The sequence below is a fragment of the Ornithinimicrobium sp. INDO-MA30-4 genome, from assembly GCF_021535045.1.
Taxonomy (GTDB): domain Bacteria; phylum Actinomycetota; class Actinomycetes; order Actinomycetales; family Dermatophilaceae; genus Ornithinicoccus.
In genome coordinates this window covers 1-16,551 of the sequence record NZ_CP091057.1, presented here as the reverse complement: position 1 = coordinate 16,551, position 16,551 = coordinate 1, and the positions used below count along the sequence as shown (strand labels likewise).

Annotated in this window: 12 protein-coding genes and 8 pseudogenes; 14 read left to right on the top strand and 6 right to left on the bottom strand. The window is 66.0% G+C overall.

Annotation, left to right across the window (positions count from 1 at the left end):
- The first annotated feature begins 103 nt into the window (after window positions 1–103).
- From L0A91_RS16445 to L0A91_RS16365, 14 genes and pseudogenes are all read left to right on the top strand, one after another.
- The gene (locus L0A91_RS16445) at window positions 104–841 is read left to right on the top strand and encodes a hypothetical protein (protein WP_235246826.1); all 738 of its coding nucleotides are present in this window, start codon (window positions 104–106) and stop codon (window positions 839–841) included.
- Window positions 831–1,559 (top strand): hypothetical protein, encoded by a 729-nt coding sequence (locus tag L0A91_RS16440; protein ID WP_235246823.1) that lies wholly within the window; start codon window positions 831–833, stop codon window positions 1,557–1,559. The genes L0A91_RS16445 and L0A91_RS16440 overlap by 11 nt, the downstream gene beginning before the upstream one ends.
- The gene (locus L0A91_RS16435; protein ID WP_235246822.1) at window positions 1,556–1,954 is read left to right on the top strand and encodes a hypothetical protein; all 399 of its coding nucleotides are present in this window, start codon (window positions 1,556–1,558) and stop codon (window positions 1,952–1,954) included. Before L0A91_RS16440 ends, L0A91_RS16435 begins: the two co-directional genes overlap by 4 nt.
- Before the next feature lie 790 nt (window positions 1,955–2,744).
- Entirely contained in the window at window positions 2,745–3,089 is a 345-nt protein-coding gene (locus L0A91_RS16430) for an NADH-quinone oxidoreductase subunit A (RefSeq protein ID WP_235246871.1), read from the top strand.
- The gene (locus L0A91_RS19385) at window positions 3,080–3,682 is read left to right on the top strand and encodes a hypothetical protein (RefSeq protein WP_311198195.1); all 603 of its coding nucleotides are present in this window, start codon (window positions 3,080–3,082) and stop codon (window positions 3,680–3,682) included. The genes L0A91_RS16430 and L0A91_RS19385 overlap by 10 nt, the downstream gene beginning before the upstream one ends.
- 330 nt (window positions 3,683–4,012) lie before the next feature.
- The gene (locus L0A91_RS19380) at window positions 4,013–4,207 is read left to right on the top strand and encodes a hypothetical protein (protein ID WP_311198194.1); all 195 of its coding nucleotides are present in this window, start codon (window positions 4,013–4,015) and stop codon (window positions 4,205–4,207) included.
- Window positions 4,194–5,161, top strand: a pseudogene (locus L0A91_RS16420) (NADH-quinone oxidoreductase subunit H). The gene L0A91_RS19380 and the pseudogene L0A91_RS16420 overlap by 14 nt, the downstream one beginning before the upstream one ends.
- Window positions 5,158–5,735 (top strand): annotated as a pseudogene (locus L0A91_RS16415) (NADH:ubiquinone oxidoreductase subunit J). The pseudogenes L0A91_RS16420 and L0A91_RS16415 overlap by 4 nt, the downstream one beginning before the upstream one ends.
- Window positions 5,732–6,033 (top strand): annotated as a pseudogene (locus tag L0A91_RS16410) (NADH-quinone oxidoreductase subunit NuoK). Before L0A91_RS16415 ends, L0A91_RS16410 begins: the two co-directional pseudogenes overlap by 4 nt.
- Window positions 6,030–7,961, top strand: a pseudogene (locus L0A91_RS16405) (NADH-quinone oxidoreductase subunit L); the annotation flags it as partial. The pseudogenes L0A91_RS16410 and L0A91_RS16405, both read left to right, overlap by 4 nt.
- Window positions 7,962–7,968: 7 nt before the next feature.
- Entirely contained in the window at window positions 7,969–9,246 is a 1,278-nt protein-coding gene (locus L0A91_RS16400) for a NuoM family protein (protein ID WP_235246821.1), read from the top strand.
- Between the two features lie 211 nt (window positions 9,247–9,457).
- Window positions 9,458–10,850 (top strand): annotated as a pseudogene (locus L0A91_RS16395) (NADH-quinone oxidoreductase subunit N).
- Window positions 10,851–10,917: 67 nt separating this feature from the next.
- Window positions 10,918–13,258 (top strand): annotated as a pseudogene (locus L0A91_RS17805) (heavy metal translocating P-type ATPase).
- Window positions 13,259–13,356: 98 nt separating this feature from the next.
- A pseudogene (locus L0A91_RS16365) lies at window positions 13,357–13,604 on the top strand (metal-sensitive transcriptional regulator).
- A 105-nt stretch (window positions 13,605–13,709) separates the two neighbouring features.
- On the opposite strand, the gene L0A91_RS16360 reads toward L0A91_RS16365, so the two are convergent.
- The 6 genes and pseudogenes from L0A91_RS16360 to L0A91_RS19370 all read right to left on the bottom strand — a co-directional run.
- Window positions 13,710–13,949 carry a hypothetical protein gene (locus L0A91_RS16360; RefSeq protein WP_235246819.1) on the bottom strand — a complete coding sequence of 80 codons (240 nt, stop codon included), beginning with the start codon at window positions 13,947–13,949 and terminating at the stop codon, window positions 13,710–13,712.
- Entirely contained in the window at window positions 13,919–14,485 is a 567-nt protein-coding gene (locus L0A91_RS16355) for a hypothetical protein (protein ID WP_235246818.1), read from the bottom strand. The genes L0A91_RS16360 and L0A91_RS16355 overlap by 31 nt, the downstream gene beginning before the upstream one ends.
- Window positions 14,486–14,559: 74 nt before the next feature.
- On the bottom strand, window positions 14,560–15,141 hold the full coding sequence (locus tag L0A91_RS16350; protein ID WP_235246816.1) for a DUF305 domain-containing protein: 582 nt from the start codon (window positions 15,139–15,141) through the stop codon (window positions 14,560–14,562).
- Between the two features lie 85 nt (window positions 15,142–15,226).
- Window positions 15,227–15,679 (bottom strand): hypothetical protein, encoded by a 453-nt coding sequence (locus tag L0A91_RS16345; RefSeq protein ID WP_235246814.1) that lies wholly within the window; start codon window positions 15,677–15,679, stop codon window positions 15,227–15,229.
- 135 nt (window positions 15,680–15,814) lie between these two features.
- Window positions 15,815–16,096: an NlpC/P60 family protein gene (locus L0A91_RS19375; RefSeq protein ID WP_311198198.1), complete on the bottom strand. Its 282-nt coding sequence runs from the start codon at window positions 16,094–16,096 to the stop codon at window positions 15,815–15,817.
- Between the two features lie 179 nt (window positions 16,097–16,275).
- Window positions 16,276–16,506 (bottom strand): annotated as a pseudogene (locus L0A91_RS19370) (peptidoglycan-binding protein); the annotation flags it as partial.
- Window positions 16,507–16,551 lie beyond the last annotated feature (45 nt).

Genomic DNA, 16,551 nt, shown 5'->3' with positions numbered 1-16,551 from the left:
GTTCGAGCGCGGTCAAGGCCGCCACGGAGGCCCAGTTCATTAGGGACGTTCGCCGGCAGGGGTGCGTATCCGGCCCCGGTTTGAAAAGGGTGGGCGCAGTGTCGTGTCGGGGTACTCGGTGACGGCCGATAAGGGGTCGGATGCGGGGTGGAAAGGCGGCAAGCAGTTGGGTGTCGACTTGTCGTTGACCAGTCTGCGTAAGACGTGGGAGGACACCCCGGAGAATCGGGCGCAGGCTTTGGAATTGTGGACCAGGTCCGCAACGGTCCCACCCCGCAAAGAGACCCCGTTGGATCTGAAACGGTGGAACACCACGCAGCAACATTTGGCCGCGCAGGCGATCGCGTTGGGCAAGGTCGGTCCGGCTGATGGGCAGTGGATGTCAGCCTCCCGGGAGGCGGCGGCGGTCTGGGCGCAACTGGCGCTGCAATCTGAAGGCCCAGAAGCTGCGGCGTATTCGGCTGCCGCTCGGGAGATGGCCCGGGCCAGCCAGGACCGGCGTTACCAAGCACGGGCGGCCACCTCGGGGATGCGCGACGCTGCACGGCACCTGTCGTTGTTGGCGATGGCAGGGTCACCGTCCAGCGCGCGGGGAACCCTCGCCGTGGTGGAGCAGATGATGCGGATTACCGAGGCGGTGCGCGCCGCTCAGGAGGCACGGGGTGAACGGGTCCGCGCGCAGCGAGTAGCCACCGTCCAGAGCCAGCGGTTGGCCCAGGTGCAGGCGCAGTTGCGAGGAAAAGCAGAGACGTTGGGTGTCGCCGGTGGCGCACCCATGACGACGTGGGCCGGCCGGGCCAACGGGACCGGAACCTGGACGATCGGGGACGATGATGGCTGAGCACGAACTCGACGAAGGCGCGCAAGCCCTGACTCAGCAGGCCCGGATGGCGATGATGATCGCCGGACGGATGGTGGAGATGGTGGCCCGCCGGCGCGCAGACCAGGACCGGGCGGCAGCGGATGAGGCACGCGATCGCGCGGCGACTGCCTCCCGGGCGGCTGACCGGTTAGAACGCCAGGATCGTTCCGCGACCCGAGAAGCCACACGCGCTGGCGGGCGGGAGCAGGATCGGGGTAGGCAGGCCGCACACCAGGTGTACGCCCCGTTGACCAACCCCCGCACCTTCGCTGGTGCCGAGCCGGAGACGGTGGCCGCTGGGTACACCCTGGCCACAGTGTGGGCTGACCGCGATCCCCGCGCGGCTACCGCTACCGAACAGCTCGATGCCCTCTGTGAAGACCGTTGGGGCGTGCCAGCTCGCCGGCTCACCCGCGCCACCGGATCCACGGAACGAGAATCTGAGGTGGCGACCGCAGCCAAGAGGTCCCGCGGGACCTGCTGGAACGGGCCCGCGATGACCGGTGGCGCGAACGAGGAAGCAGTGAGGATCTCGCGGCGGCATGGCGGGCAGCGAGCATCGTCGGCGACAACACCACCCGCGAAGCGTTGGAGACCACGATGGGCACCCGCTTCGGCTTCGACGTCGAGGACTACCTGCGCAAGGTTCGCAGCGGGCAGGAAGATCAAGCAGTCCCAGGGGATGCTGCATGGTTGACCACCCAGAACGGGTCAGACCGGGCACTGGCCGAACGGGAAGCGACCACCGCTGCCGCCGAGCAGAGCCTCGTCAAGAAGTTCTCTCATGACCTGGCCGAGGAGCGCGTGAACGACCCCGAGGGGGAACGTTTCAACAGCAAGCCAGACACGGGCCTGCAGGACACCCCGGCTCTGCGGGGCGGACAAGCACGAGCAGACGACGAAGCGGCACGTCAAAGCCAGGCGGCCGCCGCTGCGAGGACACGAGCAGACAGCCGCGCCGATCAGGCCGCCATGCGCGAACACCAGGTGCCTGCGGCAGCAAGCTGGCGCGGGCAACGACCGCGCCAGCGTTCGGCACGCGCACCGTCGACGGAGTTCGCAGCAACGTGGCGAAGGCCGCTGTCAGGGTAGGCACGGGCGGACGTGAGTCCAACAGGGTCAAGGACCGAGGTCGGGCATAGTCTTTCCAGGGTTGGGCAAGAAGACTCTGGCGAAGCGTTTTGAAAGCCCGGGGAGGCTGGCGTTTGGATTTGCGCCGACGATGTCCCGGCCGAACTCGGCTTCGCGCAAGGGGACGCCCCAGTTCCAAAGTCCACTTTAGGTGGTTCTTACCGATGGGATCTCGGTCTGCTCGACCGCGACGTCCTCGTTGAGGACGGGCTCTGGGGGCACTCGAAGCGGGAGAAGGAGTCCGGCGACGCGGGTTGGCGGGGGGCCGGCAGTGGGGCGTCCAGATGTTGGGTTGATGCCTAGGAGGACTCCGTGGCTAGGTTGGTCGCCGTGAGATCTGACAACGAAAACTGTCTCTGGTTGGCGCGAGTCGCCACGCAGTCCGCAACACGAAACGGCTAAGGAGCCCCTACCGTTCGGGGTCTCCCAGCGTGTGGAAGATGTCGCGTAGAACGAGCACAACGCCCGCTGCAGTCGCCAACCAATCCATGTGTTTTACCGGCTCTTCCCAATTGCGGTGAGGTTGTCGTGACACCTCGAGAGCGGATGTCGAGGTGATGCAGGGCCGGCCCCGACGAGAATGACTCTATGTCGCGCGTGTGACCGGACAAGGCGCTTGTGTCCGCAGCAGACCTACTCCTTCACTGGAGCATGAAGACTGCGCCGAAGCACGAGAGGGCATACTGTACTGGGGTATCCACCTGCCGTGCCGCAGGTTCGCTTTTTGTCTCTGCATGAGGAAAGAGATGTGGTGTTTCTCGGGATCCTGTCCATGGTGGCCGTGGCCGTTTCTACGGTGGCCGCGGTCTACGGTCTTTGCCGTCTCACTGCGGTGTCGCCCGCTGCCCTGATCTCGCTTCCGTTCCAGTCGGGGTGGGCACCACAAGAGCACGCCCTGTCGAGATATCACGCACGGTGGTACGTCGCGACGCTGCTGTTCCTGGCTTTCGACGTTGAGATGCTCTTCATGTACCCATGGGCCGTCGTTGTTGCCAACCTTGGATTTTCGGCGGTTTTAGAGATGTTCCTTTTCCTCGGAGCTTTGCTAGTGGCGGTGCTGTGGGTATGGCGTGAAGGCGGTCTGCGATGGGCTTAAGCGACGTGCTCGCCCGGGTCGCAGCACGTCGCGCTCATGTACTCATTGTCGAGACACCCGGCTCCTGGCTGGTGAGGGCCCGATTGGAACGGGACCTCATCGAGCGTGGCTGGTGTCTGGGCCTCACCCCGGCCGACGCCGACGTGCTAGCTGTGTGTGGCATGCCTGGCCCTGACCTGAGCCGTGTGGTCAGCCGACTGTGGGAGGAGATGCCGGGGCCACGTGTGCGGACAGATCTCGACGAGACGACCGACATCGTCCAAGCGTTGGATGCAGTCGCGGATCAACTTGTCGACACCGAAAGCCACCGCAAAGACGCGGCTCATCGGGACCACGAGCGCCAATCAACCAGCGATGACAAGGCGATGGACCGCGGGGACATGGACCACGGGGACATGGACCACGGGAACATGGAAATGGCGCCGGACGGGATCGCGCTGGCTGAGGGAGAAGAGGATAGGGATGGTCCTCGAGATGGATGTGCTCCATCTGCGCCTAGGACCTGTCTTGCCGCACTGGCCAGCCGGGCTCGTGTTGAGCTGCACCGCGGGTGGCGACGTCATCTTGCGCGCCGAGGGATCGATCATCGATGACCCCGAGACGGGTGCTTCCACCGTCTCGCAGGCACCCAATTCGGCCTGGCGCGCCGACAACCTGGCCGGCTTCTTGGCCTTAGCCGGGTGGGAGGACGCCGCCTCCTTGCCCGCCGAATCCGCAACGCACAACTCACTTCATACAGTTCATCAGAGATTGACACTGCACCTGAGGTTCACGCTTCGCTGAAGCGATTGCGCCGCCAAGTCACGCGCTCTCTAGTGCTGCGAAGGTCATTGAGAGGGTTGCGACCGCTGACGCCTCAGGAGATCGAGATACACGGTCTTCCGCAGCACCTAGAGGGCGATACGTGGGATCGCCTGAGGACCATGCTCGACCAAGCCGTCGACGCCGCCGCTGTTAACGCGGCCGATGACACACGCGAGCGGGCCCCGAGACTGAGCCCGAGTGCGGTCGCCATTGCTGTCGTCGGCCTGGACCTCGCCGCGGCTCGCCTCGTCATCGCGTCCCTGAACATGCCGCCCACACCAGCGCCGATCCCGGCCACCCATGGGTGGGGCTGAAATGGTCGCGGTGTCGCCGGGCTGGGCGATCGTCGGCGCGGCGATCTTGGGGGTCATGGTCTTTCTGTCTGCCGCGCTGAATAGCGTCCTGACCGCACGGGCGGAGCGGACCAACGGATCCGACGGTTCGGCATACCTCAGGGGTGCGGTCGCGGGGCCGATGGAGGAGAGCGCGCGGCTTCTGCGGCAACGCCGGCGCAGCACCGTGTCGGCCGACTCGTTGTTGTGGCGCAGCTCTGGCGCGGGCCTGCTCGTCGTGGCCCTGCTGATGGTGGCGGTCGTACCTTTGGGGCGATGGACCATCGCGCCGCTGGACGTGGGGGTGGTCTGGTTCAACGCGATGGACGTCGTGGTCTGGGCGTTGGTGTGGCTCGTCGGCTGGGGGCCCAATTCGGCGCATTCGCTAGTCGGCGGATACCGGTTCCTCGCGCACGGCTTGGGTTATGAGTTGCCGCTGATGTTCGCGCTGGTGGCGCCCGTGATTGCCGCAGGAGTTTGAACGTGGGCACGGTCGCCGCCGCGCAAGAGGGCCAGTGGTTCGTGGTGTGGATGCCGGTCGCCTTCGGCGTGTACTGCCTGGGAGTCGTCGCCTTCTCGGTATGGGGACCGTTCGCCGCTGCACTGGGTGCCGACATCGGTGGAGGCGTGGGTGCCGAGTTGTCCGGGGTCGACCGGTTGCTGTTCACCGCCGGGCGTTACGCCCTGCTCGCCGCTGGTGCCGCCTTTGCCGTGCCGATGTTTCTCGGTGGCGGATCCGGGCCCTTCGCGCCCGACTGGGTGTGGACGTTGGTCAAGACGGTTTTGCTGTTGAGCGCCCTGGTCTGGCTTCGCCGGCGTATGCCGATCATGCGCCCCGACACGTTCATGGAACTCGGCTGGGTGGTGTTGCTGCCCGCGGTGGTCGCGCAGGACCTGATCGTTTCTATCGTCGCCGTCGTCAGGACCGGGTCATGACCGAGGCAAGCATCCTGATCGACATCGCCCACTGGGTTCTCGCTATCGTGGCGATCGTCGGTGGCGCCGCCGTGTTCTACGTCGACTCCATGGCGCGTGCCACCTATGCGTTGGCGATCTCCTTCGTCGCGGTCGGCATCGACGTGCTCCTGCTGCAGCAGAACTACATCGGCGTCACGATCATCTTGATGATGGTCATGGAGATGGCGATCATGGCCGTCTACATGGTCATGTTTATGGGTATGAACCCGGCGTTGATGCCGATGAGCATGGTCCACGACAACCGGCGCGCCATAGCGGCAGCCGCCCTGACGTTTGCCGTCCTTGCGGCCGGCATCCTCCTCATCGATTGGCCCACCAGGCGAGGTGTGCCTGCACCGGACGTGACCGCAGCACTGGGCGAGGCGCTGATGGGCCCCAGATGCTCGTGATGGCCGTCATTAGCCCGGTGATGGTCTCCACCATCGTTGCTGGGGTCGTGCTCGCCGCGCACCGCACCCGGTATGACCGGATGGGCGATGACCTCAAGCGTCGACCCGCAAGCGACCCGCAACCCGGAGGACTCGGACGATGACCCTGGAAACGGTGCTCCTACTCGCCGCCGCACTCTTCAGTATCGGCCTCTACGGCGCGATCTCGCAGCAGGTCGTGGTCATGGTCATGATGGGCCTGGAACTGATGATCAACGGCGTCATCATCGCGGCCGCCGGATTCTGGTGGTTCACCGCACCCGAGCCCTCCGGCAGGTCCTGTTGCTCGTGGTCATTGCGGCGATGACCGTGGAAATGGCGATGGGCTTCGCCGTGGCCACACTGATGCACCGCCAGGCGGGGGCCGACATGACCGACATGGCCACGGACTTGTCCCGGTGATCGCTCTCGCTCCGACCCTGTTGTGGTCCATGGTGGTGTTGCCTGCCATTGTCGGTGCCGTCCTCGCCCTAAGCCCGCGCGCCGAACGGATCGCCGCCCCGGTCGCGATCGCCGCTGCGGCAGCGACCGCTGGGCTCGCGGTCGGCGTGTCGGTGATGCGACCGAGCGTGGCCGTGCCGTTCGTGCTGGGCACCGACTTCGCCTTGGCGGTCGACACCCTGAGCGCGCTGCTGGTGCCTACCATCGCGTTGGTGGCAGCATTGGCTCTGATCGTGGCCACCGGTGAGATCGGCGATGCCCGGCCCCGGTTCTTCGGGCTGATGCTGCTCTTCGCGGCCTTCGCGTTGATCACCGCGACCGCGACGACCGTGCCGACCCTGTTGTTTGCGTGGGAGTTGATGGGCGCTGCGTCCTACGCACTGATCGGATTCTGGTGGCGCGACGACCACCGGGTCAGCGCGGGACTGACCGCCTTCGTGACCACGCGCAGCGCCGACGTCGGACTGTATGTCGCAGCGGCTGCCGCCTTAGCCGGTGGCGCCGGGTTCGTTATAGGCGACCTGGCGATGCTTCCCCGGGGTGGCGACACGTCATCGCGGCCGGGGTGTTGGTGGCCGCGCTGGCAAGGCAGCGCAGCTGCCGTTCTCGTTCTGGTTGTCCTCGGCGATGGCCGGCCCCAGCCCGGTAAGCGCCCTGCTGCACTCGGCGGCCATGGTGGCGATGGGCGGTTATCTACTCCTGAGGGTCGAGCCGCTGCTCGCCATGACCGGGTGGGCCGGGCCCGTGACTGCGTGGATCGGTGCGGCCACAGCGCTGCTTCTGGGTGCCGTGGCGCTGGCCCAGCGCGACCTCAAACAGCTTCTCGCCGCATCGACCTGTGCCCAACTCGGCTTCGTGGTGTTGGCGGCAGGGGTGGGCAGTGTGGCCGGCGGCGCCACCCACTTAGTCGCACACGCAGCCACCAAGGCTCTGCTGTTCCTGGCCGCAGGGCTGTGGCTCACCGCGCTCGGCACCAAGGCCTTGCCCGGTTTGCGGGGGCCGGGCGGAGGTGGCCGCTGCTTGGAGTCGTGACCGGACTCGGGGCCCTCTCGCTGGCGGGCGTGGCGCCATTGTCGATGTGGGCCACCAAAGACGAGATCCTTGCGGCAGCCCTCGAAGGCTCGATGGCGCTGTATGTCGTCGGGCTGGCGGCGGCGGCGTTGTCCGCTGGGTATGCGGCCAAGATCCTGGTCGTCGTGTGGCGTCGAACCTCGTCGGAAGAAGCAGCGCAGGCCCAGGCGCTACACGATTCCGAACAGCAAGGGACGCGAGAGGTGCCTGCCGTCGCATACCCGCCCTGGTGATGTTGGCCACGGGTGCGGTCCTGCTCGGAGTGTTGGCGCTCGGCCCGTGGGGCGCGGCGCTCGCCCACTCCCTCGACGGTCGCAACCATCCCAGCGCCAGCGCCCTCGAGTTGCTGATCTCGGTTGCACTGGCGCTCACCGTGCTCGGCGCAGTCTTCCGTTGGGGGGCACCTGGACCGAGGTGGGCTCGGGGTTGGTTGGGTCTGGAGGCCGCCGCTCGAGGCGTCGTGGTGACCCCGACGGTGAGGTTGGCCGATGCCCTGGCCCGCTTCGATGACCGGGTGCTCGACGCCGGGGTGATGGCGGCCTCGGCCGCGACGCTTCGGTTGGCACAGCGTGCCGGGCGATTCGATGACCGAGGGCTCGATGGGACGGTCGGTGTGGTTTCGGCCGTGGCGCTTCGCGCGGCTGATCGTGCGGGCCACTTTGACGACCGGGTCTTCGACGGTGCGGTGGGGTGGGTCACCCGCGGGGTCCGCAGTCTTGGCGCGTTGGCCCGTCGGCCGCAGACCGGTCAGCTGCACCACTACCCTCCAGGTCGTCGCGATCCTCGCGGTCGGCTTCCTGCTCCTGGTGTTTGTGGGGGATGAACGTGCTCAGTCTGATCGTTTTCTTGCCGTTGACCGCAGCCGTGGGGCTCCTCGCCCTGCCCAAGCTTTCGCCGGTCGTGGCCGGACGGGCCTGGGTGGTCGTGTCCGCCCTCGACCTCACGCTGATCGTGGCCGTGTGGATCCGCTACCAGAGCCCTGCCCCCGGAGCCTTGGCCTTCGAGGAACAGGTGCCATGGATCCCCGGCGTCGACAGCAGCTACCACGTGGGAGTCGATGGGTTGTCGCTTCCGCTGCTTGCGATGAGCGCGATCATCTTCCTCAGTTGCGCGGTCTATGCCCTGCGTCAGGGCGAGCGGACGCGCATTCAGGCGGCGCTGTTCCTGTTCTTGCAGAGCGTCAGCCTCGGCGTGTTCGTGGCCGCCGACCTGATCTTGTTCTTCGTGTTCTTCGACCTGTCCATCGTGGCGATGTACTTCGTCATTGCCGGGTGGGGCCACGGGGACGCGGCCCGGTCTGCACTGAAGTTCTTCCTCTACACGTTCCTGGGCTCCTTGGCTCTGCTAGCCGGGTTCATCGGGCTCTACGTCGCAGCGCAGCCGCACACCTTCGACATGGTCCGCCTGGCCCAAGAGATGCCGTTGGCCGGTCGACCGGTCGCCAGGGGCTTCGTGCTCGGCGCCATTCTGCTCGGGCTGGCGGTCAAGACCCCGACGGTCCCGTTCACACCTGGTTGCCGCCAGCCCACCCGACGCCCCCGCCATCGGATCAGCAGTCCTGGCGGGGTCTTGCTCAAAATGGGTACCTACGGGTTTCTGCGGGTCGCGATGCCAATGCTTCCTGAAGCGTGGCGATCATGGGCGTGGATCATCATCGCGGTGGGCGTGGTGTCCGTCCTCTACGGCGCGCTCGTCGCGCTGGCACAGCAGGACCTTAAACGAATGATTGCTTACACCTCGGTCAACCACATGGGTTACATCGTCATGGCGGTCGGTGTCGCGGGTCTCGTTGCCGGCGACAACGCCACCGCACGCGAGGTCGCCGTCACTGGGGCGGTGACCCAGATGGTCAGCCACGGACTGATCACCGGGGCCCTGTTCTTGCTGGCCGGGGTGCTGCACGATCGCGCCGCGACCTACGACATGGGTGCCTACGGCGGACTAGCCGGCCCGGCGCCTCGGATGGCCACCCTGTTCGCCATCGGAGCCTTCGCCTCGTTGGGGCTGCCGGGGTTGTCCGGGTTCATCGCCGAGTTCAGATCTTCACCGGCAGTATTGCGACCGCACCCATCACCGCGGTCGCCCTACTCGGCATACTGCTGACCGCTGCACTCTTCTTGCGTGCGCTGCAACGACTCTTCACCGGCACAACGCGTGGCGCTTCGGTGGACTTCGCGGATCTGCGCCCCACCGAAATGTGGGCGGTTGCACCGCTGCTGCTGCTCTTTTGGCCATCGGGGTGGTCCCCGGCCCCCTGCTGGCCATCATCGAGCCGGCTTCACAGACGCTGATCACGTTGGTCGGTCGGTAGTCGATGCGCCCACTGCTGCTCCTGCCGGAGATCATACTGTTCGTCGGTGGTCTCCACCGCGCTCTTAGGCGGTTCGTTCCTGCCCCGCGACCGGCAGTGGGTGACCCGAATCGTCGCCGCCCTTGCGCTCCTCGGAGCGGGGGTCAGCGCAGCGTTGTCGTTGAGCGGCCCGGCGCAATCCGCGTTTGAGGGTTCATTCACCGTCGACACCACGACTGGGGTGGCCCGGATCCTGGTGGCGGTGGGAACCCTGCTCGTGCTCGGCATAGCCACCGACGAGATTTCCGGCTCGCCTCGAGAGAGCGAGACGTACGCGCTGTTGCTGTTCTCGGCGACCGGCGCCCTCGTGCTCGCGGGGGCCGACGATCTGATGGTCGTGGCCGTGGGGTTCCTCCTAGCCAGCATTCCCCTCTACGGGCTCATCGGCCTGACTGGCGGTGCCACCAGCGCCGAAGCCACCATGAAGACCTACCTTCTGGGGGCACTGTTCGGCATTGTGCTGATGGGTGGGGTCACCGTGCTCTATGGCGTGACCGGTACCACGGGGTACGCCGAGCTCACCGACCGCCTTCCCGCCGCACCTGCTGGGGCGGTCGCTTCAGCAGTGTTGGCCATTGTCGTCGGGTTGATGTTTAAAGCAGGCGGCTTCCCCGCCCACTTCTGGGTGCCGGACGCCGCGCAGGGCGCGAACGCCACGGCCGCCACGTTCTTGACGACGATCCCTAAAATCGGGGCCGTCATCGCGACATACCGCCTCATGCTCACGCTTCCGGACACCCTCGCCTGGCCGCTACTCGTGGCGGTGCTGGCCGTGGTCAGCATGACGCTCGGCAATCTGGCGGCCTACTGGCAGAGCGACCCGCGACGGCTGCTGGGGTGGTCGACCGTCAGCCAGGTTGGCTACCTGCTGGTGCCCATCGCCGTAGCCGGCCACTCCGCGCTGGCCCTGCCCTCGCTGCTGGTCTATCTCACCGGGTACACCGTCACCAACATCGCCGCGTTCTCTGTCACCGCTGCGCTTCCCCAGCACCGCACTTTGGAGTCCTACCGCGGGATCGCCCGCGGCCACCCGTGGCTTGCCGTGAGCCTGGCGGTTTCGCTGCTCGGTCTCGTCGGCACCCCGCCGACGGCTGTCTTTGTCGGCAAACTCACCACCGTCACCGCAGCTTGGGACGGCGGCCTGGCCTGGTTGTCCATCGTCGTCCTTATCAATACGCTGCTGAGCCTCTTCTACTACCTGAGGTGGATCGCCCAACCGTTCCGTCCCGGCAGTGACCCAGCGCCCGACCCCTTAGGCATAGGGCGCTGGTCCGGGCGCTTGGCCGTGGCCACCGCAGCCCTCAGCGTCGGCCTCGGGATCGCGGCCGGCGCGGTCTGGAACACCGTCGCCGCCTGACCGGGATGGAGTCAGCTGGCTGTGGGTACTGGTACAGCCTAATACCCCTAGGGGGTATATTGGTCGTATGGGTAGTCATGTGGAAGACGAGCGAGAGTCAATGGTTGGGGCGGGAACGGACCCGGTGTGCGGGATGCGGGTTAAAGACGAAGATGCTCTGAGCGCCGAGCACGACGGTCAGCGGTTCGTTTTCTGCTCCGCAGGTTGCCATGCAAGTTCACGACTGACCCGGACCGTTATGCCGCACCGCAGGCCGACCACGACGGTGAACCTTCTGGGGCTGCCCGGGAGGGGCCGGGGTGAGGAGGTGGAGTACACGTGTCCGATGCACCCTGAGATCCGTCAGATGGGGCCGGGCGCTTGTCCGATTTGCGGGATGGGTTTGGAGCCCGCGACAGTGACCGCTGACACGGCCCCAGCGCCGAGTTGGTGGATATGACGCGCCGGTTCTGGGTGGGCGCGGCGTTGGCGGCACCGGTGTTCTTGCTAGAGATGAGCACGCACCTGTTCGGTGCGGTCGATGACGTGGTGCCCTCCCGAGTTTCGGCGTGGATCCAGTTGGTGTTGGCGACCCCGGTGGTGTTGTGGGCGGGGTGGCCCTTCTTCGTGCGCGGGTGGGCCTCGGTCCGTACCCGCAACTTGAACATGTTCACCCTGATCGCGATGGGTACCGGCGTCGCGTGGTTGTACAGCGTCATCGCCACCCTGGCCCCGGGGATCTTTCCCGATTCGTTCCGGGACGGTAACGGCACGGTCGCGGTGTACTTCGAAGCGGCAGCGGTCATCACCGTGTTGGTCCTGCTCGGTCAGGTCCTGGAACTGCGGGCCGGGAGCAGACCTCCGGGGCGATCAAGGCGTTGTTGGACATGACCCCAAGACCGCGCGCCGGGTGAGTGATGATGGCAGCGACGAAGAGATCGCGTTAGAACACGTTGAGCTTGGCGACCGGTTGCGGGTCCGTCCCGGGGAGCGGGTCCCGGTCGATGGTGAGGTCGAAGAGGGCCAGTCATCGGTGGATGAGTCGTTGGTGACGGGTGAGTCGATGCCGGTGACCAAGGCGCCTGGAGACAGCGTCATCGGGGGACTATCAACCAGAGCGGTGGGTTGGTGATGACCGCGCAGAAGGTGGGACGCGACACCATGTTGTCGCGGATCGTGGCGATGGTGGCCGAGGCCCAACGCTCCCGCGCGCCGATCCAGGCCTGGCCGACCGGGTCGCAGGAGTGTTCGTTCCGGCCGTGATCGCAGTAGCGGTCCTGACCTTCGCGGTGTGGGCTTTCGTGGGACCCGAGCCCCGCTTCGCTTACGCGCTCATTGCTGCTGTTGCCGTGTTGATCATTGCCTGTCCGTGCGCGTTGGGTCTGGCCACGCCCATGTCCATCATGGTCGGGGTGGGCCGCGGGGCAGGTCTGGGTGTGCTGATCAAGAACGCGGAGGCGTTGGAGCGGATGGAGAAAGTCGACACGTTGGTGGTGGACAAGACCGGCACGCTCACCCAGGGCCGGCCCAGTTTGACTCACACCGCGCCTAGCGACGGGTTCGACACCACGGAGCTGGTGCAGTTGGCGGCCGCCGTCGAGCGGGCCTCTGAACACCCGTTGGGTGAGGCCATCGTTGCGGCCGCTCACGACCAGAACCTCGAGATTGCTGACGTCAGCGATTTCGAGGCGCCCACGGGCCGCGGTGAGCGGTACCGTGCAAGGCCGCCGGTGGTGATCGGCGGTGCCACGTTCCTGCAGTCACAGGACGTGGACACCAGCGGTGTGCACGACCAAGCCGAGGAGTACCGCGCCCAAGGGGCGACCGCGATCCTGATCGGGGTCGACGGGGTCGCCGCCGGGGTGTTCGCGATCGCCGACGCGATCAAGGACACGACCAAAGACGCGGTCAAGGCGCTACGCGCTGAGGGCATCGAAGTCATCATGTTGACCGGTGACAACAAAACCACCGCCCGCGCTGTCGCAGACCAGCTCGGGATCGATCAGGTCGAGGCCGAGGTGCTGCCGGAGCACAGTGGACATCGTGAACCAGTTGCGCGCTGAGGGGCGGGTGGTCGCGATGGCCGGCGATGGGGTCAACGACGCCCCAGCGTTAGCGGCAGCCGACGTAGGCCTGGCCATGGGCTCCGGGACGGACGTGGCCATGGAAAGCGCCGGGGTCACGCTCCTGGGTGGTGACCTGACCGGCATCGTGCACGCACGCAGCTTGTCCCAAAGACGATGCGCAACATCCGACAGAACCTGATCTTCGCGTTCATGTACAACAGCGCCGGCATCCCCATCGCGGCCGGAGTGCTTTACCCGGTCTTCGGGTTGTTGCTCTCCCCCATCATCGCAGCGGCCGCGATGTCGCTGTCCTCGGTCAGCGTCATCGGGAACGCACTACGCTTACGTACCCAGAACCTCTGAGTGCACCCGCACCCTTGATCCGCGTGAAAGTGATATCGCCATGACAACAAGCGGAGAGGCGCCCGCGCCCCGGGTACGCCGACACCAAGGATTCTCAGATCAAGAGACTCCAACGCGCCGAAGGGCAGGTGCGAGGGTACGGCGCATGGTCGAAGAAGACACATACTGCATCGACGTCCTCACCCAGATCTCGGCAGCCACTAAAGCACTGGAAGCCGTGGCGATCAGTCTGCTGCACGAGCACCTCACCCACTGCGTGAGCGAGGCCATCCACAGTGGCGGCGACGAAGCGCAGGACAAGATCAACGAGGCCTCTGCGGCTATCGCCCGGTTAGTACGCTCCTGAAGCCCGAGCCCATCAGCACCTACGGGACGGCGCGTCTGGGATCGGGCCGGAGTTGCACTACCGCGCCCGGTCCACCATTTTGCGTGAGGGTTGCGCTCAGAACTATCAGTCGATGATGACCGCTTGGACATCGTTTTCCCCAGCGATGAGAAGTTCGATGTCACCCCGGGGTGTTCGCTGAGCGGACATCGCTTGGATTGCTGAGGCCAGTTGTTCGCTGTCCTGCCAGGTGGCAGCACCGTCGGTGGACACGTGGACGGCCCCGGTGTCGCTGATGCCGACGACGGTGTCTTGATCAGCCCAGTCCAGCAGTACTAGGGTGGGGCTGATGGCACAGGCTCCCACCTGTTTCCCGCCTTGGGGCTGCGTTGTAGCCCGCTGGCCGTGCTGGCTAGTAGCTCTCCTCCTGCTGGTCGCAGTGCCAGGTCGATGAGGTCTTCTGGTGTCGCGGCGTCCTGCCATGTTTGCCCATCGGTGCTGGAGCGCACCGTTCCATCGAAACCGACGGTGACGGTGTCGTTGCCGTCCAGGAGGTGGAAATCGGACTCTCCTGCCCGGGACAGCGCCGACCAGGTCCGGCCGGCGTCGTTGGTTTCGATCAGGCCCACCGGCTCAGCCAGCTCCACGCCCGGGCCTGGGTGCCCCGAAGCCCGGTACGTGCTCTCGTTCAGCACTGTGAAACCCATGAGGTCGATCTGGGGACCGACTTGGGACAGTTGGTTCCCGTCGACGGCCCATAACCCGTCATGGGTGGCTAACACGATGCCGCCCGATGGCCCGGCCCGTTCGATGGCGTGGACGTGGGTGTCCGCGATCGCCAGTCCCGAACCCGTGGGCTCTTGCGGCGCTAAGCGTTCTGGGGTGCTGCTACACCCCGCCACAAGAACAATGCCGAGGGCCGCGCCCAGGGCTGTGAAGGCGCGTGGGAGCGGGGACGGCCCGGGAGTTGGTGACCTCACTGGTCCGAGCCCAGCATCTGCTCCATCTCATCGATCTCGCTCTGCTGGGCATCGATGATGGTTCCGGCAAGAGTGACCGCGTCGGTGTTGAGGCCTTCATTTTGTTGGGTGCGGGACATGCTGATCGCGCCTTCGTGGTGCTCGATCATCATCTCTAACCAGATCGTGTCGAACTGGTCCCCCTGCGCGTCCATCATGTCTTGCATGTCACCTGGGCTCATCATCCCCATGTCGCCCATCCCGCCCATCCCGGTCGGGACGTCCACGCCCCAGTCTTGCAACCAGGCCGTCATGGTCTCGATCTCAGGGTCTTGGGCGGCTTGGATCCGTTCGGCGAGATCAGCGACCTCGGGTCCGCCCTGGTCGATCGCCATCTCGGACATGACCACGGCTTGTTGGTGGTGCGGGATCATCCCGGTCGTGAACTCGACATCGGCGTCGTTGAACTCCTCGGCGGACTCTTGCTGGTCCGAGGCGTTGGGCTCGGTAGAACCGGGTTCTTCGGTGGTGCAGGCGGACAACGCGAACGTCATGACAACAGCGACGGCGGGCATCGCGAAGGTGCGTGGGTAGAACATAAGAGTGCTCCTGGTACTGGGAGGATAAAGGACCTTGCTGAGGCCGGCCAGACCACGACGCTCAGCCGGCGCTACAACGCCTCCCTCAGGTGCGCATCACGCACAACTCATGAGTACGGGGGTGCACCCACCACATCGCCGGGTCCCAGAACGGTGACGCGACCAACTCCCGCAGGCGACGGCCAGACCGGGCCCACCCCCGGCCCATCAACAGCAAGAAGGTCCCCACCAAAATCAGCGCGGTCAACACAGCTAGACAGGCCTGCGCCAGCGCCGTGGAATGCCCAGGGCCCGGTTCCTGGTGCCCAATGCGGCCCGCAGCCGGAACGGTGGGTCCACCGTGGCCACCACTCGTGGCCACCTCTGAAGCGTGAGACGCAGCAGCGACCGTAGGCGCAGCCAGGTTCGGCGCGGTGCCGGTGTGGGACAGCCCCAGACCATGCATCAACACCAGCGACAACACCACCACGACCATCCACACCGTGCTCACCCATGCGCCCCAGACAGCACCACGCGAGGCCCGCCCCACCTCAAACACGCTGCCTTGCCTCCACGAACGTCCCTTCCGCGTGACCAACCGGGCTACTACCACCTATCGTAACGACGCGTCTGGTGCCGGACACCAGTGGCCCGCACCCCACGATCGGGTACGGGCCACCAGTCCACTCACCAATCAGCCAACGCGGCCATAGCTGGTCACGCCGGAGAACATCTTCCGCTTCTGGGTCGGGATCCGGGCTTGCCGGAGTCGTAGATCATTCCGTCGCCGGCATAGATCGCGTTGTGCCATGCCGGGGCACCCCAGAACACCAAATCCCCGGGCGGGGCTCTGAAAGGGGGTCGTGGCCTGACGCTGCGCCTCAGCAGTACGCGGCAGATCAACACCGACCTTGGCGTAGACGTACTGGGTGTACCCCGAGCAGTCGAAACCCGTCGAGGGCTGGTGCCACCCCAGGAGTACATGATCCCGGTGTACTGCTGCGCGTAACCCAACACCCCACTCGAGCTCGTGCTCGAAGAACGGGCGCTGCTCCGTGAGGAGCTCTGCTGAGAACGGCTATCACTGCTCGTGGCGTTCAGTCCCATCGCCCTGCTCGTCAACGGGCCAACGATGCCATCAGCAACCAACCCGTTACGGGACTGCCACCGCTTCACCGCAGCATGAGTGACCGGGCCGAAAATTCCGTCAGCGGTCGTGCCCACGACCGACTGGACACTTTCCACCGTGCCCCCACGAGAGCCCCAACGCACCGTGGTCGTGGTCGGGTGCGAGGGCACAGGCAACGTCGGCAGCGCTGAGACCGTCTTGCCTGTCGCGCTGGCCGCAGGAACGCTCGGGGTGGCGGCTTGAGCCCCACCGGTCATCGAGACCATCAGCCCAACGCTGGCCGCCGTCACGGCGCCCGCACG

Bases quoted from the DNA above. Each gene is read 5' to 3' on its own strand.
- L0A91_RS16440 (WP_235246823.1), top strand. From the start codon at position 831: ATGATGGCTGAGCACGAACTCGACGAAGGCGCGCAAGCCCTGACTCAG.
- L0A91_RS19385 (WP_311198195.1), top strand. From the start codon at position 3,080: ATGGGCTTAAGCGACGTGCTCGCCCGGGTCGCAGCACGTCGCGCTCAT.
- L0A91_RS19380 (WP_311198194.1), top strand. From the start codon at position 4,013: ATGCTCGACCAAGCCGTCGACGCCGCCGCTGTTAACGCGGCCGATGAC.
- L0A91_RS16350 (WP_235246816.1), bottom strand. From the start codon at position 15,141: ATGTTCTACCCACGCACCTTCGCGATGCCCGCCGTCGCTGTTGTCATG.